Annotated in this window: 17 protein-coding genes; 3 read left to right on the forward strand and 14 right to left on the reverse strand. The window is 64.3% G+C overall.

Annotation, left to right across the window (positions count from 1 at the left end; translation table 11 throughout):
- Positions 1-5: 5 nt before the first annotated feature.
- From cpaB to B6V75_RS05200, 12 genes are all read right to left on the reverse strand, one after another.
- Positions 6-812: a Flp pilus assembly protein CpaB gene (gene cpaB / locus B6V75_RS05145; protein ID WP_088718928.1), complete on the reverse strand. Its 807-nt coding sequence runs from the start codon at positions 810-812 to the stop codon at positions 6-8.
- A gap of 127 nt (positions 813-939) precedes the next feature.
- Positions 940-1,155 (reverse strand): Flp family type IVb pilin, encoded by a 216-nt coding sequence (locus tag B6V75_RS05150; RefSeq protein ID WP_088718929.1) that lies wholly within the window; start codon positions 1,153-1,155, stop codon positions 940-942.
- A gap of 430 nt (positions 1,156-1,585) precedes the next feature.
- Positions 1,586-2,983, reverse strand: a complete 1,398-nt coding sequence (murD, locus tag B6V75_RS05155; RefSeq protein ID WP_088718930.1) for a UDP-N-acetylmuramoyl-L-alanine--D-glutamate ligase — start codon at positions 2,981-2,983, stop codon at positions 1,586-1,588.
- Positions 2,984-3,198: 215 nt separating this feature from the next.
- Entirely contained in the window at positions 3,199-3,789 is a 591-nt protein-coding gene (locus tag B6V75_RS05160) for a hypothetical protein (RefSeq protein WP_075774435.1), read from the reverse strand.
- A 180-nt stretch (positions 3,790-3,969) separates the two neighbouring features.
- Complete coding sequence (gene mraY, locus B6V75_RS05165) at positions 3,970-5,052, reverse strand: phospho-N-acetylmuramoyl-pentapeptide-transferase (RefSeq protein ID WP_075774434.1); 1,083 nt, start codon at positions 5,050-5,052, stop codon at positions 3,970-3,972.
- The gene (gene murF, locus B6V75_RS05170; protein ID WP_088718931.1) at positions 5,052-6,500 is read right to left on the reverse strand and encodes a UDP-N-acetylmuramoyl-tripeptide--D-alanyl-D-alanine ligase; all 1,449 of its coding nucleotides are present in this window, start codon (positions 6,498-6,500) and stop codon (positions 5,052-5,054) included. The genes mraY and murF overlap by 1 nt, the downstream gene beginning before the upstream one ends.
- The gene (locus B6V75_RS05175) at positions 6,500-7,981 is read right to left on the reverse strand and encodes a UDP-N-acetylmuramoyl-L-alanyl-D-glutamate--2,6-diaminopimelate ligase (protein WP_088718932.1); all 1,482 of its coding nucleotides are present in this window, start codon (positions 7,979-7,981) and stop codon (positions 6,500-6,502) included. The genes murF and B6V75_RS05175 overlap by 1 nt, the downstream gene beginning before the upstream one ends.
- Positions 7,982-8,117: 136 nt before the next feature.
- Complete coding sequence (locus B6V75_RS05180) at positions 8,118-9,932, reverse strand: penicillin-binding protein 2 (protein ID WP_240496904.1); 1,815 nt, start codon at positions 9,930-9,932, stop codon at positions 8,118-8,120.
- Positions 9,932-10,309, reverse strand: a complete 378-nt coding sequence (locus B6V75_RS05185) for a cell division protein FtsL (protein ID WP_075774430.1) — start codon at positions 10,307-10,309, stop codon at positions 9,932-9,934. Before B6V75_RS05185 ends, B6V75_RS05180 begins: the two co-directional genes overlap by 1 nt.
- On the reverse strand, positions 10,306-11,313 hold the full coding sequence (gene rsmH, locus B6V75_RS05190; protein WP_075774429.1) for a 16S rRNA (cytosine(1402)-N(4))-methyltransferase RsmH: 1,008 nt from the start codon (positions 11,311-11,313) through the stop codon (positions 10,306-10,308). The genes B6V75_RS05185 and rsmH overlap by 4 nt, the downstream gene beginning before the upstream one ends.
- A 3-nt stretch (positions 11,314-11,316) precedes the next feature.
- The gene (gene mraZ / locus B6V75_RS05195; RefSeq protein WP_078520010.1) at positions 11,317-11,802 is read right to left on the reverse strand and encodes a division/cell wall cluster transcriptional repressor MraZ; all 486 of its coding nucleotides are present in this window, start codon (positions 11,800-11,802) and stop codon (positions 11,317-11,319) included.
- 719 nt (positions 11,803-12,521) lie between these two features.
- Positions 12,522-13,610: an Mrp/NBP35 family ATP-binding protein gene (locus B6V75_RS05200; RefSeq protein ID WP_088718933.1), complete on the reverse strand. Its 1,089-nt coding sequence runs from the start codon at positions 13,608-13,610 to the stop codon at positions 12,522-12,524.
- Between the two features lie 341 nt (positions 13,611-13,951).
- Here B6V75_RS05200 and B6V75_RS05205 point away from each other — a divergent pair, with 341 nt between their 5' ends.
- Together B6V75_RS05205 and rlmJ are read left to right on the forward strand one after the other, a co-directional pair.
- Positions 13,952-14,155, forward strand: coding sequence for a DUF1127 domain-containing protein (locus B6V75_RS05205; RefSeq protein ID WP_088718934.1), 204 nt, complete (start codon positions 13,952-13,954; stop codon positions 14,153-14,155).
- 686 nt (positions 14,156-14,841) lie between these two features.
- Positions 14,842-15,624: a 23S rRNA (adenine(2030)-N(6))-methyltransferase RlmJ gene (gene rlmJ, locus B6V75_RS05210; RefSeq protein WP_088718935.1), complete on the forward strand. Its 783-nt coding sequence runs from the start codon at positions 14,842-14,844 to the stop codon at positions 15,622-15,624.
- Here rlmJ and mntR read toward each other — a convergent pair.
- Positions 15,607-16,032, reverse strand: a complete 426-nt coding sequence (mntR, locus tag B6V75_RS05215) for a manganese-binding transcriptional regulator MntR (RefSeq protein WP_075774425.1) — start codon at positions 16,030-16,032, stop codon at positions 15,607-15,609. The two genes, rlmJ and mntR, sit on opposite strands and share 18 nt — an antisense overlap.
- Before the next feature lie 202 nt (positions 16,033-16,234).
- Between mntR and B6V75_RS05220 the strand changes: the two genes are divergently transcribed.
- Positions 16,235-17,536, forward strand: a complete 1,302-nt coding sequence (locus tag B6V75_RS05220) for an Nramp family divalent metal transporter (protein WP_088718936.1) — start codon at positions 16,235-16,237, stop codon at positions 17,534-17,536.
- Positions 17,537-17,630: 94 nt separating this feature from the next.
- On the opposite strand, the gene B6V75_RS05225 is transcribed toward B6V75_RS05220, so the two are convergent.
- Positions 17,631-20,081: a UvrD-helicase domain-containing protein gene (locus B6V75_RS05225; RefSeq protein WP_088718937.1), complete on the reverse strand. Its 2,451-nt coding sequence runs from the start codon at positions 20,079-20,081 to the stop codon at positions 17,631-17,633.
- Positions 20,082-20,084 lie beyond the last annotated feature (3 nt).

Consider the following 20,084-nt stretch of genomic DNA (forward strand, 5'->3'; position numbering starts at 1 on the left):
GAGCCTCACTTGATCGCGGTTTCGGTGACTTCGGTGCCGCGCCGGACGATCACGGTGCGGATCGGCGTCGGTTCGAGCTTGTTCTTCGGGCGCTCGCTGAGAATGTCCGCGAGACCGATCGAGGGCAGCGGATCGCTCTCGGCGTCGTCCAGCGTGCGCAGCGTCAGGCTCAGCGTGCCCGCCTTCTGCGCGAGTGCGAGGCGCTGGCCCTGTTCGGGCGAAACCTCGACCGTGACTGTACGCGCCACGCCGGGGGTCTTCACCTTCTCATCGGCTTCCTGATCGACCCCGATGACGCGGACGTCCTGAAGGATCGTCACGGTCTTGAGCGTCTCATTGCTGCCGCGCGTCATCATCACATCGACGCGGTCGCCCGGTGTCACGAAACCACCCACCCCACTCGAGGCGTTGACCTCGATCGCCATGGCGCGGCTGTTCGGGCCAAGGGTCTGGACGATTGTAACCTTTTCGCCGTAATTCGAGACCTTGGAGGCGAGGATCAATTCGCCCTGCGCGATCTCGGCGCGGGCCCGGCGCGGCTCTCCGCCCGATTTCGGCAGGAGGGCTGCGTAATCCGTGAAGACCCCCGGCGGCAGCGCGTCTTTCGGCCAGGAGATCGAGGTCAGCTTCTGCGCCTCGATGGTCTGACCGAAGGGAATGTTCTGTGCGGCGGCGAGCACCTCGACGAGCCCTTCGCGCTCGGCGGCGACTTCGCGTTTGTATTTCGCCTCGAAGAAATCGCGCGCCAGGTAAGCCGAGCCACCTGCCACGGCGAGTCCTGCGGTGAAGGTCAGCAAAGATGCGATACGCATGGCGCTCTCCGTTTTGAATTTTCGGTGTAAGCGGGGCAGCTACCCCAAAGCTGCCCCGTTTATTCCTGTGCGGCCTCTGCGAACTCCCCGTAGCAAAGGCACGCGTGAGATGCAGCTTGGGTTGCGCTTACTTAGCAGCCGTTACCGTTCGGACGGTCGCAGTGTCCGGCGTCATGATGTTGGTCGCGCCAGCCAACTGGTTGAAGACGGAATCTCCGAGGCTGCCATAGATCGTGGCACCAACCCCCACAGCGATCGCCAGTGCGATGCCGTATTCGACGACGGTGACGCCCTCTTCGTCATTCTTCAGACGGCGCAGCGAAGCGAGTTTGAACAGTTTCATGGTCTTTCTCCGTTTTGAGATGCCGGCCCACCCCGGCGTTTAAATCTGGCCCCGTGTCCCCTGTTGAGCCGGGCAGCCAAGATTCAGATTGCGAGGGTTTCGACGCGGAGGCATCGGCGCGGCGTCGCAATATAACAACTCAAAGTTGTATTTTTTGGCAGCGGTGCCGAAATCTGGACCCCGGACACGCCGATGGCGCCCGCGAATGCGCGGCAACGCCCAAGCCGCGATTCGTCGGTCGGGCGCGATTCTCGTCTTGTTGCAGAGGTTTGGCGCGTGCCACTGAATGACGCCGTTCAGGCTACTGCGCCGTTAGAGCTAGGGCCCGCGCGCCGATGCGGTGACAGAAGCGCCAAAATCGACGGCTGCCCCGAAGCGGGACACCCGGCGTCGCGAGATGGGCGGATGGTCCGCTCTGCGAAGGTCGGCCTCAGCCGGGCAATGCGTCCACGAGCTGCGCAAAATGATCGCCGCGTTTCTCGAAATTCGGATATTGGTCGAAGCTCGCCGCGGCGGGCGCCAGCAGGACCGTGTCGCCCGCCTCGGCATCGCGGGCGCAGGCGGCGACGGCGGCTTCCATCGTCTCGCAAATCTCATGCTCGACCGCCAGTTCCAGCGCGAAATCGCGCGCCGAGTGACCGATGAAATAAGCTTTCTTCACCGCACCGAGATGCTCGGATAGCGAGGCCACCCCGCCCTCCTTGCCCAGACCACCCGCAATCCAGCGGATATTCCGGAAGGCCTGCAACGCTTTCGCAGCGCTGTCGGTATTGGTCGCCTTGGAGTCATTGACCCAGCGCACGCCGCCCTTTTCGGCGACGGTCTGGCTGCGATGCGGCAGTCCGGCGAAGGAATGAAACGCCTCTTCGATGACGCGCGGCGAAATCCCGAGCGCGCGCACGGCGGCATAGGCGGCGCAGGCGTTCTGGTGGTTATGCGCGCCGGGCAGCCCGGTCACCTCGCGCAGATCGATCGATGCTACCTGCTTGCCCTTGCGCCATTCGCTGAGGAACCCCTTGCGGGCGAAGACCGACCAGCCCCAGTCGCCCAGCTTGCGCGACGCGGAGACCCGGATCAGGCGGTCATCGTTGCGGCCCATCATGATCTGATTGGCAAGATAGATGCCTTCGGGCTCGTCTACGCCGATCACCGCGCGATCCGGGCCGCCTTCGGCGAAAAGACGACGCTTGGCCGCGAAATAGCCGCCCATGCCGGCGTGGCGGTCGAGGTGGTCGGGAGAGAGATTGGTAAAGACCGCGATGTCGGGCGTCAGAGCCCGCGCCAGATCTGTCTGATAGGAGGACAGCTCCAGCACCACGACCTCGCCATTTTCGGCCGGTTCCAGATCGAGCACGCCGCGCCCGATATTGCCCGCCATCTGGGTCGGGCGCCCGGCCTCTTCCAGAATGTGGTGGATGAGCGCCGTCGTCGTGGATTTCCCGTTCGAGCCGGTGACGCAGATCGTGCGCGGTGCCTGATCGTAGCGCATGAAATCGTCGGTGGCCCATGAGGCGAAGAACAGGCCGATATCGTTGTCGACGGGCACGCCCGCCTCCATCGCCGCAGAGATCACCTGGTTCGGCTTGGGATAGAGATGCGGGATGCCTGGCGAGACGATCAGCGCCGCGACACCCTCGAAAGCGCCGTGGCGGGTAAGGTCGCGGCAGCTATAGCCTGCATCCTCGGCGCGCGCGCGGCCTTCGGGGCTGTCATCCCAGCAGATCGGCTCGGCCCCGCCTGCGCGCAGCGCCGCCGCCGTCGCCAGACCCGAACGCCCGAGCCCGAGCACCGCCACCTTCTGTCCGTCAAAGCCCTGCACCGGGATCATGGAAGTCTCCTGTCGCCTCGCGGGAATGCCCCGCCCTTCAGACCTGTCGCGCTCAGCGCCGCAGGGGCCTGCCCCCGCAACTCCGGGATATTTGAACCGATACGAAGGGGAAAGGGGGAACACGGCGCGGAGAGGGTAAGACACGCAAAAACGGCGCGCACGGAGGGGGAGGAACCGTGCGCGCCGAAAAGGGTCTTCTTGGTCCGGTCGTTAGATTACGACTTCTGGTCTTGCTGCTTTTCGAGCTCCGTCAGGATATCCGACAGGCTCGCGTTGAGGGTCAGTTTGCCCGAGCCGACTTCCGACGCCGGAACGGTGATCTTGAACATCGAGACAGCCGTGTCGAGCGTGTCATCGGTGCGGACATAGACCTGGTCGGTCTTGCCCATGTTCATGACCTTCGTGATCGTACCGACCGCAGCACCGTCCGAGGATACGACAGCATCGTCCACACCTGCCTGAACCTCGTTACCGACGATGCCGGCGTCCTTTTTCAGCTGGTTCTGCGCCGGGATCGATTCACCACCGTTCGAGGTCTGTTCGGTCGTCGCGGCGCCGACCTTCTTGCCGGCGACACCGGCGGTGTTGTTGACATCGCTGCCCGTGGTGACGTTCACGGCGGGCGGGTTGCCCGTGGAGGTCTGATCGTTCGGAACGACCTGCATCTTGTAATCGACGAGACCGTACTGGCCGTTCTCCGCGTTGCTGCCCTGGGTCACGCCATTTGCGTGGGTGGCAACGGCGCCGAGCGAGAGCGTAGCGGCAAGAGCGGTCGTCGAAAGGATGATGTTGAACTTGCGGGTCATCGGGGTCTCCTCGCTAAAAAACTTTTGCGACATCTCGCGTCGCGGTTCGGGGACACAACCAACGAATTTCGCTCTGGTTCGCTCAAATAATTTTGAGAAAAACCACGGCGCGCCTCGAGGAACCAAAGCACGCCGGAAGAGATCGCGCGCGGGGCGCGATCGGAGAAAAAGATGTGCGGGTCAGCGGATCTTCAGTGTCGCCAGACCGATCAGCGCGAGGATCAGCGAGATGATCCAGAAACGGATGACGATCTGCGGCTCCGACCAACCCTTCTTTTCGAAATGGTGGTGGATCGGGGCCATCAGGAAGACCCGTTTGCCGGTGCGTTTGAAATAGGCGACCTGGATGATCACCGAGAGCGCCTCGACCACGAAGAGCCCGCCGACGATGCCGAGGACGATCTCGTGCTGGGTGCAGACCGCGATCGCGCCGATCGCGCCGCCAAGCGCGAGGCTGCCGGTGTCGCCCATGAAGACCGCCGCCGGCGGCGCGTTGTACCACAGAAAGCCCAGACCGCCCCCCATCAGCGCCGCGGTGAAGATCACCAGTTCCCCGGTGCCGGGCACGAATTGCACGCCGAGATAATCGGTGAAGTCGGTGCGGCCCACGACATAGGCGATCGCGCCCAGCGTACCCGCGGCGATCATCACCGGCATGATCGCGAGCCCGTCGAGCCCGTCGGTCAGGTTCACCGCATTGGCCGCGCCCACGATCACGATCATCGCGAAGGGGATGTAGAAATAGCCTAGGTTCAGCACCAGATCCTTGAAGAACGGGATCGACAGCCGCCCTTCCAGATCGGACGGGTGCAGATACCAGGTCAGGAGCGACGCGAGAAGCGCGAGCAGGAAGCCGAGCGCGAGCCGCGCCTTGCTGCTGACCCCTTTGGTGTTCTGCTTGGATACCTTGGCGTAATCGTCGGCGAAGCCGATTGCGGCGTAGCCGTAGGTGACCATCAGCACGACCCAGATATATCCGTTGTCGAGCCGCGCCCAGAGGAGCGTCGACACCAACAACGCGGTGAGGATCAGGATACCGCCCATCGTGGGCGTCCCGGCCTTCGAGATATGTCCCTCGGGCCCGTCATCGCGGATCGGCTGCCCCTTGCCCTGAGTGCGGCGCAGGATCCCGATCAGCCAGGGTCCGAAAATGAACCCCACCAGCAGCGCCGTGAAGAACGCCGCCCCCGCACGGAAGGTGATGTAGCGGAACAGGTTGAAGACGCCCCCGCCATCGGAGAAGTCGGTCAGCCAATACAACATTAGTCTTTTCCCTTATGGGCCTCGGCCGCTCCGGGCTGGCCGAGTTTTCTCAATACGCTCACGACGAGGCTCACCTTGGAGCCCTTCGAGCCTTTGACCAGCACCACGTCGCCGGGGTCGATCAGGTGGCGGGCACGCTCTGCCAGCTTGTCCGCCGTTTCATACCATTCTCCCCGCTTGGTGCGCGGCAGGGCTTCGCGAAGCGCCGCCATGCGCGGTCCCGCGAGATGCACGAGGTCGACCTTCGCCATAGCCGGGTGATCGGCGATGGCCGCGTGCAGCGCCGTTTCGTCCTCGCCCAGCTCCAGCATGTCGCCAAGGATCGCGATGCGGCGCCCTTTCGCGGTGCGCCCAACACCGTCGCGTGGCTTGGCGCCTGCCAGAACTTCGAGCGCTGCGGCCATCGAGGCGGGGTTCGCGTTGAACGCGTCGTCGAAGAGGTCGAAGCTCTCGGCCTCGTCCACCACATCCATATAGACCCGCTCGCGCTGACCGCGCCCGGCGGGGGGCTGCCAGTTGCCCAGATCCATCGCGGCAATGGTCGGATCGCAACCCGCGGCTTCGGCCAAGGCCAGCACGCCGAGCGCGTTGGCCGCGAAATGCCGCCCCGGGGTCATCACCTTGAACAGGATCGACGTGCCATGGTGGTCTGCCTGAACGACGGTTGCGTCGCCCGAGATGCGGGCCTCGACAAGACGGTAGTCCGAGCCCGGCTCGGGGCCGAAGGTGACCATTGTTCCTGCCTGCTGGGCGGCCTCGCGCAGGATGTCGGAGGTCTCCAGCCCGGTCGGCACGATCGCGGTGCCGCCCTCGACGAGGCCCTGGAAGATCGACGCCTTCTCATGCGCGATGCCTTCGATACTCTCGAAGGCCGCGAGATGCGCGGGCGCGACGGTCGTTATCATCGCGGCATGGGGCTGCGCCAGTTTCGCCAGCGGCGCGATCTCGCCCGGATTGCTCATTCCGATCTCGATCACGGCGAAATCGGCATCCTGCGGCAGGCGCGCCAGCGTGATCGGGACGCCCCAGTGATTGTTGAAGCTCGCCTCGGCCGCGTGAACCTTGCCTTGAGCGGAGAGGACAGCGCGCAGCATCTCTTTGCTCGACGTCTTGCCGACCGAGCCGGTGACGGCGAGCACACGGGCCCGCGCCCTTGCGCGCCCCGCCCGCCCCAATGCTTCTAGGCCCGCGAGGACGTCATCCACGATCAGCAGCGGGTCGTCTTTCGAGCAGCCCACGGGAATGCGACTGACCATCGCCGCCGCCGCGCCTTTGTCGAGCGCCTGTCGCACGAAGTCATGGCCGTCTCGCACATCTTTGAGTGCGACGAAAAGATCGCCCGGATGTATGGTCCGGGTGTCGATGGAAATTCCGGTTGCGGCGAAAGCCTGCGTGGCCTCACCATCGGTGGCGGCAGCCGCGTCGCTCGAGGTCCAGAGAACGGCCATCAGATTTTCCCGTCCAGCGCGGCAACAGCGACCGAGGCCTGCTCGGCGTCGTCGAACGGGTAGGTGTCCGAGCCGATGATCTGTCCGCTCTCATGGCCCTTGCCCATTACCAGCAGCGCATCGCCGGGCTGCAGCAGATCGACGCCGCGCAGGATCGCCTCGGCCCGGTCGCCCACTTCGAGCGCCTTTGGCGCGCCTTCCAGCACTGCAGCGCGGATCGTTGCGGGATCTTCCGAGCGCGGATTGTCGTCGGTCACGATGACAATGTCGGCATTCTCGGCGGAGGCCTTGCCCATCAGCGGGCGCTTCGTCGCGTCCCGATCCCCGCCTGCGCCGACGATGGCGATCAGGCGGCCCATCACATGCGGGCGCAGCGCCTTCAGCGCGGTCTGCACCGCATCCGGCGTGTGGGCGTAATCGACGAAGACCGTCGCGCCGTTGTCGCGGGTGGCAGCCAGTTGCATCCGCCCGCGCACGGTGGAGAGCTTCGGCAGTGTCGCGAAGACCTCCTCGGGGTCGGCGCCGCACGCGATGGCGAGCGCCGCGCCGGTAAGCACATTCATCGCCTGGAACCCGCCGATCAGCGGCAGGCGAGTCATCTGGGTCCAGCCTTCCCAGGCGAAGCGCACATCCTGACCGGTAGCATCGAACCGCTGCCCGAGAATCTGCATCTCGCAGCGTTCGGTATGGCCGATCCCGATCAGCTCCTGACCGCGCGCAGTGATATAGCGCGCGAGCTCCTCCCCCTTGGGATCGTCGAGATTGATCACCGCCGCTCCGTCTTCGGGCAGGACCCGGGTGAAGAGCCCAGCTTTGGCCGCGAAATACTCCTCGAAGCTCGCGTGGTAATCGAGGTGATCTTGCGAGAAGTTGGTGAAAGCGGCCGCCGAGAGCGTCACACCATCCAACCGACGCTGCGCGAGCCCGTGCGACGAGGCCTCCATCGCGGCATGGGTCACGCCGACGGCAGCCATGTCCGAGAGCAAGCGATGCAGGGTGATCGGCTCGGGCGTCGTATGCGGCGAAGGTGCGGCATAGCTGCCCTCGACGCCTGTCGTGCCGATATTCGCGGCCTCGAATCCCAGCAACTGCCAGATCTGGCGGGTAAAGGTCGCGACCGAAGTCTTGCCGTTGGTGCCGGTCACCGCGATCATCGTCTCGGGCTGGCGCTCGAACCACAGCGCTGCCGCGAAAGCGAGCGCCTGACGCGGATCTTGCGTGACGACAATGGCCGTATCGGTGCCCGCGAGCGCCTCGCGCGCGGTTTGCTCGCCCGCGCGATCGGTCAGTACCGCGGCTGCGCCCATGCGCAATGCGTAAGGAATGAACTCGGCCCCGTGGATCTGCGTGCCCGGCAGCGCCGCAAAAAGATGGCCCGGTTTGACCTGCCGACTGTCGACCGACAGTCCCGAGATCGCGCAGTCTGCGCCCTGCAGCGGCGTCAGCCCCAATTCGCTCAGCATTTTGGTGCCCGCAGCCATCGTATCCGTCCTTTATTCAGCTCGCCGCACTTATCCGGCGACACGTCTGCGAGGTCAAGGCGACAGGCCCTGCCCCCTATCTCTATGCGCGGGTTCATGCACGTGGCGTGACACCCGCCTTCCGACCCCGAAAACGTCAGTCTTTCTTGACCAGACTGATGCCGTCGAGCGTGTCGGGTGTCGTCGGTTCGGGGCGCAGACCCAGAAGCGGCGCGACACGGCGGATCGTCTCGGCCGCAACCGGTACGGCGGTCCAGCCTGCGGTACGGCGCGGCGTGTCGCCGGAGGTATCCGTCGGCTCGTCCAGCGTCAGAACCAGCACATATTCGGGATTGGTCACCGGGAAGACGCCCGCGAAGGTCGAGATCACCTTCTTGTCGTAATAGCCGCCCTGCGGATCGGGCTTGTCGGCGGTGCCAGTCTTCCCAGCGACCTGATAGCCCTCGACATTGCCGTAGCTTGCGGTGCCGCGCGTCACAACGGCGCGCATCATCGCGAGCGCCTTATGGGCGACCTCCGGGGACACGACCTGCGCGCCTTCCGGGGCGCCGAATTCCTGCTTGTGCGGCTTGCGCGGGCCGCCATTGGCGATCAGCGTCGGCAGCACGCGCCGCCCGTCATTGGCGATCGTCGCATAGGCCGTCGCAAGCTGCAGCGGGCTGTCGGAGAGACCGTGCCCGTAGCCGATTGTCATCGCGGACAGCTCCGACCAGTTCTTCGGCAGGATCGGACGGCCCGTCGGCGCCTCGATCAGTTCCACCGGCGAAGGCTCCAGAAGGCCCAGCTTGCCGAGGAACTCGCGCTGCTTCTCGGGGCCGATCTTCTGGACGATCCGCGCGGTGCCGATATTCGAGCTGTGCACGATCACGTCCGTGACCGACAACTGCTTGCCGTAATTGTGGAAATCGTGGATGCGGAACTTGCCCCAGCGCAGCGGGCCCTTGGTGTCGATCATCGTCTCGGGCGTGACCAGACCATCCTGCATCGCCTGCGACACCGCGAAAATCTTGAAGGTGGAGCCGAGCTCGTACATCCCCTGAACCGCGCGGTTGAACAGCGGGCTGTCGGAGGGGTCGCCCTTCAGAAGCGGCGCGGGGCGGTCGTTCGGGTCGAAATCGGGCAGGCTCGCCATCGCGACGATCTCGCCGGTGTGGACCTTCATCAGCACCGCGGTCGCGCCCTTGGCGTTCATCAGCTTCATGCCGCCCGACAGCACATCCTCTAGCGCCGATTGCACGGTCAGATCGAGCGAGAGCTTGAGCGGCTGCCCGCCATTGGCCGGATCGCGCAGCCAGCTGTCATATTCCTTCTCGATCCCTGCCACGCCGAGAATCTCGGCGGAGTTCACGCCTTCTGTGCCGTAGCGCGCGCCGCCAAGAATATGCGAGGCGAGATGGCCGTTGGGATAAAGCCGCATCTCCCGCGGGCCGAACAGAAGGCCGGGATCGCCGATATCGTGAACAGCCTGCATCTGCTCCGGGCTGATGCGGCGCTTGATCCAGACGAACTTGCGATGGCCGGTGAAGTCCTTCTTCAGCCGGTCGCGGTCGAGATCGGGGAAAATCTTCACCAGCTTGTCCACCGTGCCCAGCGGGTCGATCATCATCGGCGGCTGCGCGTAGAGCGAGTGGGTCAGCAGGTTCGTCGCGAGCACCCTGCCCTTGCGGTCGACGATATCGGCGCGTTGGGCGTGAATCTGCTCGGTCGTGGAATCGGTCTGCGGCTCTTCGGGGCGCGCGGCGGCGAAAGAGCCCATGCGCAGTCCCACCGTCAGGAAGGCCGCGAGGAAGATCACCGACATGACCAGCAGACGGCCTTCGGCGCTTTGACGCGCCTTGTCACGGGTGGCCTCGCCGCGCAGACGGCGGTTCTCGCGTTCGATCGCGTCGGGGTTCTCACCTTTTTCGCGGGCATCGAGGATACGGGCGAGCGGGCGAAGGGGCGTGCGCATCAGTTCCCTCCCTCAGGATCGGCCTTGACCTCGACAGGATCGGAAAGGCCGGCCAGATCGGTGCCGGACGCGCCAGTATCATCGGCCTGCGGTGTCGGGTAGGCAATCTGGGCGACGGTTCCGAATTGCTCTGGCGTCATCGGCAGAAGATGCAACGAGGTGAAGTTGAGATTGACCAGTTCGCGCAGGCGCTGCGGGCGGTTGAGATAAGCCCATTCGGCGTTGAGCACGGTCAGGCCCTCGTTCAGCGAGGCGATTTCCCGATTGAGGTCGCGCAGCTCGTCGATCCGGTCCTGGGTGTCGTAATTGACGTGATAGGCCCAGAAGGCGAGCGCGAGCACACAGGCAGAGGCGGCAAGATAGGCAAGCAGTCTCAACGGCGTTTCCCCTTCTTTTCCCCGGTGACAAGCTTCGGAAGCCCCAGTTGCGTGCGATCGGCCTTGCCGGCGGGCGCATCCGTGCGCCGCCCCACCCGCAACCGAGCCGAGCGTGCACGCGGGTTTTCCGCCAGTTCCTCTTCGTCGGGCCCGTCGCCTTTCACGGTAATTTCAAACGCGGGATCAAGAGTTTGCTGAACCGGCGCGTGGCGCGAACCGCCCCCGCCCGTCGACGAGCGCGCAGCGAAGAAGCGCTTTACAACCCGGTCTTCGAGCGAGTGGAAGCTGACCACGGCCAGAAGCCCGCCGGGTTTCAGCGCACGTTCCGCGGCCTCGAGCCCCTCGATCAACTGGCCGAATTCGTCGTTCACCGCGATGCGCAGGCCCTGAAAGCTGCGCGTTGCGGGATGGCTTTGCCCCGGTTTCGGGCGCGGCAGGCAGCGCTCGATCACCTTGACGAGCTGTTGCGTGGTCTCGAATGGCTGAACCTTGCGCGCCTCGACGATGGCCTTGGCGATCCGGCGCGAGGCGCGCTCCTCGCCATATTGATAAAGGATATCAGCGAGTTCGCCCTCATCCGTCTCGTTGACCAGATCGGCAGCCGACGGCCCTTCCTGCGACATCCGCATGTCGAGCGGCCCGTCGCGCATGAAGGAAAAGCCACGATCGGCCTGATCGAGTTGCATCGAGGAGACGCCGAGATCCAGCACCACCCCGTCGAGCAATTCGTCGGAATAGGTATCGAGTTCGGAGAACGTGCCTTCGACCAACTCCAGCCGATCGCCGTATTCGCCGCGCCACGCCTCGGCCATCTCGAAAACCGCCGGATCGCGATCCACGCCGATCACCTTGTCGGCACCCGCCTCAAGCAAACCGCGCGCATAGCCGCCCGCGCCGAAGGTTCCGTCAAGCCAGGTCCCAGAGACAGGCGCGACCGCCCGAAGGAGCGGCCGCAGCAAAACCGGGACGTGGGGGGCGTCTGGCAGGGCGTCCCGATCCGTCATGGCTCACCCCTGCGACAAAAGGCTGAGAGGGTCGAAATCTTCGCCCTGCTCTTCGATCCACTGATCGATATTGGCTTCATCGGCAGCGGCGAAGGTCTCGGGGTTCCAGATTTCGAAGGTCTCGCCTACGCCGGAGAAATAGGCCTCCTTGTCGAGACCGATCTTCGTACGCAAGGCCGCCGGGAGAACGAGGCGGCCGTCGGGATCGACTTCGGTCGGATGCGATTTGGACAGAACCATCCGCTGGAGGATCGTGCGCTGCTTCGAGCCGCGCGGCAGCGCCGCGATATCGGCAGCCAGCGCCTCGAAAGCGGCCTGCGTGTAGATCTGAAGCATTTTCTGAGTATCGGCACCGTAGACGATGACCATCCGGGGGCGATCTTTGTTCGGGCGCTCGGGGTCACCCTCTTCGAGCTCACGACGAAACAGCGCGGGGATCGACACGCGACCCTTACTGTCCACCTTGAAGGTGTATTCGCCTATGAACATGCCCGCCAAAGCGCGCTCCTATCACCTGTCCCGCCGGGCCGGGCCCGGAATGAAAACGGCGGATTGGGCTGCTGCCACTGCCCAATCCGCCGCCCTCGTTCCCATCACTGGGTATGTCCGACTGCACGCGCCACCTGGGGGGATGGGATGTCTGCTCGCTCGCGCGCCGGATCTCTTTGTTTTCGTGAAGCGATGGCCTGTATGAAACCTGCTTTTCGCCGTGAGGTCTTGGCGCCTCTATTTGCATTCGCTTCCGATGAATTAGGGATGCCACGGGAATTCATGGCACGCAAGAAAAAATTTGCCGAAGATTGGGCAGATCTTGTCCGCAGCAGCACCCCGCCCCAAGGCCCTGCGCGCCTTATCGCATATCCCTAGGCATTATGAAGAAAAAATTTACCATATCTGGTAGCTGTGAACGCAGACCAAGCTTTCCCATGAAATCCCAAAAAATTTCAATCGAGATGGAACCTGTGATTTTTAAGCCGCAATTGGAGCCACCTGAGGCACCATTTTCCGCGCTCACCGCGGCGTGATTTTGCGCGAGCCGATGTGAATACGCCGTGATTCCACCAAGATCTCTGCGAATCCCGGCTCACGCGCTCTCTACGCCCTCGTGAAGTTCCATGGAAGGTGCCATGATTTCCCATGACCTTCCCGCGAACATGAAAAAGGCGTCCGTTGAGGACGCCTTTCCCAGAGCAACCTTCGCCGCCAGATCAGATCAGATCGCGGTCGATCAGCCCACGCGCAAGAGTGGCGTAGCCTTCGGCTGCCGGCCCCTCGCTCGCGGCGACCGGGGTGCCCGCGTCACCCGCGAGCCGCACGTCCAGGTCAACGGGCAGCGCACCGAGGAACGGCAACCCCAGCGATTTCGCCTCCGCTGCGACGCCGCCATGACCAAAGAGATGCGCCTCGTGGCCACAATTCGGACAGACGTAAGAGGACATATTCTCGACCAGCCCATGGATCGGCGTCTTCAGCCGCTGGAACATGTCGATCGCCTTCTTCGCATCGAGGAGTGCCACGTCCTGCGGGGTCGAGACGATGATCGCCCCGTCCAGCTCGGTTTTCTGACACAGCGTGAGCTGCACATCCCCCGTCCCCGGCGGCAGATCGATCAAAAGCACGTCGAGCGGACCATATTCGTCCCATTTCACCTGGAACAGCATCTGCTGCATCGCACCCATCAGCATCGGGCCGCGCCAGATCACCGCTTCGCTCTCTTTCAGCATGAGGCCGACCGACATCAGCGTGACGCCATGCGCCTGCAACGGCAGGATCGTCTGGCCATCCGGCGAGGCCGGCCGCTTGCTCGCCCCCATCATGCGCGGCAGCGAGGGACCATAGATATCGGCATCCAGCAGCCCAACCCGCTTGCCCGCGCGCGTCAGCGCCACGGCGAGGTTAGAGGCGACGGTAGATTTGCCCACGCCCCCCTTGCCCGACCCCACGGCGATGATCTTCTTCACACCCGGCACCTTTTGCGGCCCCTGCTGGGGCTTGGGATGCCCTCCGATCGCGGGACCACGCTGTTGCGACTGTTGCGCCGTGCCGCCGAGGCCGCGCGGAGGGCCCGAAGGCACGACGACCGTCACGCTCGTCACCTCTGGGAGCGCCTTGATCGCCGCCTCCAGCGTGGGGCGCATCGCCTCCAGTTCGGGTTGCGGCGCGCCTTCGAGCACGAAGCGCACCACGCCGTCTTGCACCGCGAGCGCGCGCACGAGATCGCGGCTCACAGCGGTCCCGCCGCCCGGCACTTCCACCGTTTGCAACGTCGCAAGAACCGTTTCCTTGCTCAGAGCCATGCAGATTCCTCCATTCCCGGGTCCATTATCCGCCCGCATACTCGTGATTTGGCCGGAACTGTGGCGTTTTTGCCGCGCAGTTCAAGTCGAGAACTGCCCATACGGTCAGGAATCCCCCATGCTCCGCGAGAGGAGCGCAAATATCTTGCGCCTCTCTCCCGAAAATAGGTCAGAATCATTCATGCATTTTCTGCATGGCGGCATTGAGGCTTCCCGGCATTGTGCAACCGCAGCATTAGCGCCATCTTTGCTCCAACGACGACGGAACACGAAGTAACGAAATGGGTCGACAAGCTGGAACCAGCAGCGACCCTCGCAAGTAGATAGATGAGGCTGATACGATGGCACTCGCACAAGACATCCAACTGAACGACAGCGGCTTCGCCGCACTGAAATCGAAACTGTTCGAAGCCCTGGCCCGCCGCAAGGTGTATCGCCAGACGCTCAACGAGCTTCGCTCGCTCAGCAGCCGCGAACTGAACGACCTCGGGCTGCACAGCTCGATGATCACCCGCGTGGCCTATGAGGCCGCATACGGCAAGTAATTCTCTTCCTGAGCCCCTCTCCTCCTCCCTGGGGCTCGGAACTTGGGCGGCGCTCTCTCTCCTCCTCCCTGAGAGCGCCGCCACACCAAGACATACCGGCCCCAAGCGGCGAGACGCCGCGATGCCGGACCAAAGCTGCCCGGATCTCTCCTCCTCCTCCCTGAGGGATCCGCGCCGAGCAGGCGGCGACCTCTCTCCTCCTCCCTGAGGTCGCCGCCTATCATCGGCGGAAATATGCGACAGGCTGTCGCATGCTGCAGTGCAGCACTTGATATCCGGACCGGCAGGTCCAATTTGATACGAAAGGCCCTCTCCTCCTCCCTGGGCCAATCGTTTCGGCGGCGCCCTCCTCCTCCTCCCTGAGGGTGCCGCCAACCAGATACCGAGGGTCCTCTCCTCCTCCCTGGACCCGAGGGTGTGACGCCGCTTCCTCCTCCTCCCTGAAGCGGTGTCGACAGTGCCGAAGGGTCTCTCTCCTCCTCCCTGAGACCTGACGGCAGAAAAGAGACGGCGGCGCCCCTCCTCCTCCCTGGGCGCCGTCGTTTTCTTTTGTCCCCCTGCCAGATGAACCTTCGGAGAGGCTCCGCCCCGCACTCCTCGCGCACCCCCGGGATACGTCTCCCGAGAAGAAGAGCATTGCCCTCGCGCGCGCTGACCGGCAGGAAGGGCCCAAGGAGACCGAACCGATGCTGTCTTACCAACACGCCTATCACGCCGGAAATCTGGCCGATGTGCACAAGCATGCGCTGCTTGCGTCTGCGCTCGATTACCTCACGCGCAAGGACAAGCCGCTGAGCTACCTCGAAACCCATGCCGGGCGCGGGCTTTACGCGCTTGACGGGGCGGAAGCGGCGAAGACGGGCGAGGCCGCCGCCGGGATCGCCCGGGTGGAAGGCTTGGGCTGGTTCGCCCCCGATCATCCCTACATGCGCGCGCTGGCAGCGGTGCGGGCGCAACACGGGGCGCAGGCCTATCCGGGCTCGCCATTGGTGGCAGAGGCGCTGTTGCGCCCGATGGACACGATTCAACTATGTGAATTGCACCCGCAGGAGTTTTCCGCCCTGCGAAGCGCAACACGACGCATCGGAGCGGTCCTGCACAAGGCAGACGGGCGCGAGATGGCGCTGGCGCTGACGCCCCCCACCCCGCGCCGCGGGATGATGCTGATCGATCCGAGCTTCGAGGAGAAAGCCGATTACACGGCAATGCCAAAGCTGATCGGTCATATCGCGAAGAAATGGAACGTCGGCATCATCGCGCTTTGGTATCCGATGCTGGCTTCGGGCGCGCAGGAGGCGATGGTCCGCACCCTGCGCCGCGATTTCCCCGAAGCGCTGAGCCACGAGGTACGTTTCCCCCCTGCCCGCGAAGGCCACGGCATGATCGGCTCTGGCATGTTCATCGTGAACCCGCCCTGGGGGCTCGTCGGCGAGGCCGAGCGGCTCTCGGCTCTATTTGCCAGCCTTTGAAGCGAGGAAAGCCTCGAACGCCTCCAGCGTACGGGACGAGACATGGTGCTCGATCCCTTCGGCATCGAGCTCCGCGACCTCTTCCGGCACGCCCACGGCGCGCAACAGGGCCACAACGGTGCGATGGCGTTCGCGCACCTGGGCGGCCAGCGCCTCCCCCGTCTCCGTCAGAAACACCCCGCGATAGGGCCGCGACACTGCGAGCCCTTCGCGCTTGAGTCGCGCGACCGCCTTGGTCGCGGTCGGATGGGCCACCCCGAGTCGTGCGGCGATCTCGGTGATACGGGCCTCGCCGAATTCCGCCGTCAGATCGGCGATCATCTCGACATAGTCTTCCAGCAGCGCGCGCGCCGCACGCTCTCGGGCCCGGTTGAACCCCTTGATCTGGGAGGGATCGGTGTCAGTCATTCGCCTGCCTTGACGGTCTCGGTCTCAGTGCCTGTCGGGGCCAGTCGGGCGCCATTTCCAGAGCGGACCGGATAACCTGTCGCGCCCGATATGCCAAGCAAAGCTTCGCGCGAGGCGCGTCGAGCTGTCAACGAAAATTAGCCACTTGCGAATCTTGTAGCCAAGGCTACATTTCGCCGAAGACGTATCCACGAGGAGCCCCATGACCGAACTTATCCGCAAGGAAAACATGACCAGCCGCACCCGCGCGGCCATGGAAGCGGTGCTGTCGGGCAACCGGCGCGGCGGGTTTCTGTTGTTCTTCGGGCCGGCGGTGATCGCCTCGGTCGCCTATATGGACCCGGGCAACTACGCGACGAACATCCAAGCGGGCGCGGGCTACGGCTATGCGCTTTTGTGGGTCGTTCTCGGCGCGAACCTGATCGCGATGCTGTTTCAGGCGATCTCGGCGCGCGTCGGCATCGTGACCGGCAAGAACCTCGCGGAACTGTCGCGCGAGAATTTCTCGAAACCCGTGACGATCGCGATGTGGATCGTCTCGGAGATTGCGGCGATGGCCACCGATCTGGCAGAGTTTCTGGGCGGCGCCTTGGGGCTTTCGCTCCTGTTCGGCTGGCCGCTGATCTGGGGAATGGGCGTCACCGCCGTCGTCACCTATGCGATCTTGCTGTTCGAGCGCGGCGGATTCCGCCCGATGGAGATCGTGATCGGCGCGCTCGTGGCGCTGATCGGGGCGTGCTACCTCGCGGAGATGTTCGTAGCGCCGGTCGACTGGTCCGGGGCCGTGCAAGGGTTGATCACACCCGCGATGCCCGACGCCAAAGCGCTCACGATCGCGGTGGGCATCATCGGCGCGACCGTTATGCCGCATGCGATCTTCCTGCATTCCGGTCTGACGCAGAACCGCGCGCTGACCCCCGACCCGGTGCAGAAGGCACGGCTAGTGAAATTCTCCAACCTTGAGGTGATCATCGCGCTCGCGATTGCGGGGATGGTCAACATGGCAATGGTGATCATGGCGGCCTCGGCCTTCCATAGCGGCCATTCCGAAGTGGCCGAGATCGAGAGCGCCTATCATACGCTGACGCCGCTCTTGGGCGGTTTCGCCGCCGCCGCCTTCCTGACCTCGTTGATCGCCTCGGGAGTATCCTCTTCGGTCGTCGGTACGATGGCGGGGCAGATGATCATGCAGGGCTTCATCCGCCGGCGCATCCCGGTCTGGCTGCGCCGGGTCATCACGATGGCGCCTGCCTTCATCGTAGTATGGCTCGGGGTGAACACGACCGATGCGCTGGTGATGAGCCAGGTCGTCCTGTCGATCGCCCTGCCCGTCCCCATGGTGGCACTCCTGATCTTCGCGCGGCGGAGCGACCTCATGGGCAAGTTCGCCCTGCGCGGGCCGCTTCTCTGGCTCGCCGTGCTGGGCGCGCTCATGGTGCTGGGGCTGAACTTCGTGCTGCTCTGGCAATCGGCCGGGCTGCCTGTGCCGGGGCTGGTGAGCTAAACCAGACGGAGCGAGGGGGCGCTGCCCCCGCTCTTCTCTGCCCTCCGCTTGCGCTTCGGGCGTTCGCCGGGGATATTTTAGCCACGGCGAAGAGTTAAAACGGCACGTCGTCGGCATCCGCAGCGGGCACGACAAAGCTCGACAGCAGACGTTTCTCGCCCGCCTTGTCGAATTCGACGACGAGCTTGTCGCCTTCCGAGCCCATTACCTCGCCATAGCCGAATTTCTTGTGGAAGACCCGGTCGCCGATCTCGTAATCGCTCTCGCCCTTGGCGTCGATCACCATGTGGCGGGCCTCGCGCGGCTGGCTGACCCCGCGCGATTGCGCATTTTGCAGCCGCCGCCAGCCGGGCGAGTTGTAGACATCGGCGCGCGAGACGCGGTCTTCCATCGCGCTGGAGCCACCAAAGCCGCCCCCGTTCATGCCGCCGCCATAGAGACCCGGAGGGGTCAGCACGTCGATATGGGCGGGCGGTAGTTCGTCGATGAAGCGCGAGGGCATCTGGCTTTGCCATTGGCCGTAGACCCGCCGGTTTCCAGCGAAGGAAATCGTGCACAGCTCCTCGGCGCGGGTGATGCCGACATAGGCCAGACGGCGCTCTTCCTCGAGGCCCTTCAATCCGCTCTCGTCCATCGAGCGCTGCGAGGGGAAGAGTCCGTCTTCCCAGCCCGGCAGAAAGACCACGGGGAATTCCAGACCTTTAGCCGCATGCAGTGTCATGATCGAGACTTTCTCCTCGGTCTCGGCCTTGTCATTGTCCATGATCAGCGCGACGTGTTCGAGGAAGCCCTGCAGATTGTCGAACTGCTCCAACGCCTTGACGAGTTCCTTGAGGTTCTCGAGCCGCCCCGGCGCTTCCGGCGTCTTGTCGTTCTGCCACATCTCGACATAGCCGGATTCCTCGAGGATCCGTTCGGCCAGACGCACATGGCTGAGGTCATTTGCGGGCGCCACACCATCCTCGGCGGGCTCGATCAGCAGCTCGTCATCCTCGGCCCGTGTCACGGCGGTCGCAGGCGAGGCCTGCACGACCTCCTCGTGCCAGCGCGCGACATTCTCGACGAAGAGCCGCAGCTGCCCGGCCGCCTTGCCCGAAAGCGCACCCTCGGCCACCAGCATCCGCGCGCCGTCAAGCAGGCTCAGCCCGTTCTCGCGCGCAGCCACCTGAATGCGCTGCTGCGCCTTGTCGCCAAGGCCGCGCTTGGGCGTGTTGATGATCCGCTCGAAAGCCAGATCGTCATCGGGCGAGGTCACGAGGCGGAAATAGGCCATCGCGTCGCGAATTTCGAGCCGCTCGTAGAAGCGCGGGCCGCCGATGACGCGATAGGGCAAACCAATGGTCAGGAAGCGATCCTCGAAGGCCCGCATCTGATGCGAGGCGCGCACGAGAATCGCCTGCGAATTCAGACTGATCGGCGGATTGCCACGGGTGCCGCGCTGAATCGCCTCAACCTCCTCGCCGATCCAGCGCGCCTCTTCCTCGCCGTCCCAATGGCCGATCAGGCGCACCTTTTCGCCGCCCTCGGCTTCGGTCCAGAGCTCCTTGCCCAGACGGCCCTCATTGGCCTTGATCAGCCCGGACGCGGCGGAGAGGATATGTTCGGTAGAGCGGTAATTCTGCTCCAGCCGGATCACCGCCGCGCCCGGGAAATCCTTCTCGAACTTCAGGATGTTGCCGACCTCGGCGCCGCGCCAGCCATAGATCGACTGGTCGTCATCGCCCACGCAGCAGATGTTCTTATGCCCCTGCGCCAGAAGCCGCAGCCACAGGTATTGCGCGACGTTCGTGTCCTGATACTCATCGACGAGGATGTAACGGAACCAGCGTTGATATTGCGCCAATACGTCCGGCTGGGTCTGGAAGATCGTGACCATATGCAGCAGCAGATCGCCGAAATCGACCGCGTTGAGCGTCTTCAGCCGTGCCTGATAGGCGGCGTAAAGCTCGGATCCGCGATTGTCGAAGGCGGCGGTCTCGCGGCCCGAGACCTTCTCGGGCGTCAGCGCCTTGTTCTTCCAGCCGTCGATCAGCCCCGCCAGTTGCCGTGCCGGCCAGCGTTTCTCGTCCATATTCGCGGCGACGATCAGCTGCTTGAGAAGCCGAATCTGGTCGTCCGTGTCAAGAATGGTGAAATTCGACTTGAGCCCCACCAGCTCGGCATGGCGGCGCAACAGCTTCACGCAGACCGAGTGAAAGGTGCCGAGCCACGGCATCCCCTCGATCGCACCGCCCAGGTGGCGCCCCACACGCTCTTTCATCTCGCGCGCGGCCTTGTTGGTGAAGGTCACCGCCAAGACCTCGTTCGGGCGTGCCCGGCCGGTGTGGATCAGATGCGCGATCCGCGCGGTCAGCGCCGAGGTCTTGCCCGTGCCCGCGCCTGCCAGCATCAGCACCGGCCCGTCGAGCGTCTCGACGGCCTGCCGCTGTTGGGGGTTCAGTTTCTCGAGATACGGCGCCGAGCGCGCTTGCATGGCGCCCGCCATGGCACGTTGCGACAGGCTCGCAGCCCCTTCATACGGATCGTCGTCATCAGCCCAATTCATGGG

Source organism: Thioclava sp. F1Mire-8, from assembly GCF_002213165.1.
Taxonomy (GTDB): Bacteria; Pseudomonadota; Alphaproteobacteria; order Rhodobacterales; family Rhodobacteraceae; genus Thioclava; species Thioclava nitratireducens.

Bases quoted from the DNA above. Each gene is read 5' to 3' on its own strand.
- B6V75_RS05200 (WP_088718933.1), bottom strand. From the start codon at position 13,610: ATGGCTCTGAGCAAGGAAACGGTTCTTGCGACGTTGCAAACGGTGGAA.
- B6V75_RS05180 (WP_240496904.1), bottom strand. From the start codon at position 9,932: ATGCGCACGCCCCTTCGCCCGCTCGCCCGTATCCTCGATGCCCGCGAA.
- rsmH (WP_075774429.1), bottom strand. From the start codon at position 11,313: ATGACGGATCGGGACGCCCTGCCAGACGCCCCCCACGTCCCGGTTTTG.
- B6V75_RS05150 (WP_088718929.1), bottom strand. From the start codon at position 1,155: ATGAAACTGTTCAAACTCGCTTCGCTGCGCCGTCTGAAGAATGACGAA.
- B6V75_RS05175 (WP_088718932.1), bottom strand. From the start codon at position 7,981: ATGGCTGCGGGCACCAAAATGCTGAGCGAATTGGGGCTGACGCCGCTG.
- mraY (WP_075774434.1), bottom strand. From the start codon at position 5,052: ATGTTGTATTGGCTGACCGACTTCTCCGATGGCGGGGGCGTCTTCAAC.
- murD (WP_088718930.1), bottom strand. From the start codon at position 2,983: ATGATCCCGGTGCAGGGCTTTGACGGACAGAAGGTGGCGGTGCTCGGG.
- B6V75_RS05225 (WP_088718937.1), bottom strand. From the start codon at position 20,081: ATGAATTGGGCTGATGACGACGATCCGTATGAAGGGGCTGCGAGCCTG.
- B6V75_RS05160 (WP_075774435.1), bottom strand. From the start codon at position 3,789: ATGACCCGCAAGTTCAACATCATCCTTTCGACGACCGCTCTTGCCGCT.
- rlmJ (WP_088718935.1), top strand. From the start codon at position 14,842: ATGCTGTCTTACCAACACGCCTATCACGCCGGAAATCTGGCCGATGTG.
- B6V75_RS05205 (WP_088718934.1), top strand. From the start codon at position 13,952: ATGGCACTCGCACAAGACATCCAACTGAACGACAGCGGCTTCGCCGCA.
- murF (WP_088718931.1), bottom strand. From the start codon at position 6,500: ATGGCCGTTCTCTGGACCTCGAGCGACGCGGCTGCCGCCACCGATGGT.
- B6V75_RS05220 (WP_088718936.1), top strand. From the start codon at position 16,235: ATGACCGAACTTATCCGCAAGGAAAACATGACCAGCCGCACCCGCGCG.
- mntR (WP_075774425.1), bottom strand. From the start codon at position 16,032: ATGACTGACACCGATCCCTCCCAGATCAAGGGGTTCAACCGGGCCCGA.
- cpaB (WP_088718928.1), bottom strand. From the start codon at position 812: ATGCGTATCGCATCTTTGCTGACCTTCACCGCAGGACTCGCCGTGGCA.
- mraZ (WP_078520010.1), bottom strand. From the start codon at position 11,802: ATGTTCATAGGCGAATACACCTTCAAGGTGGACAGTAAGGGTCGCGTG.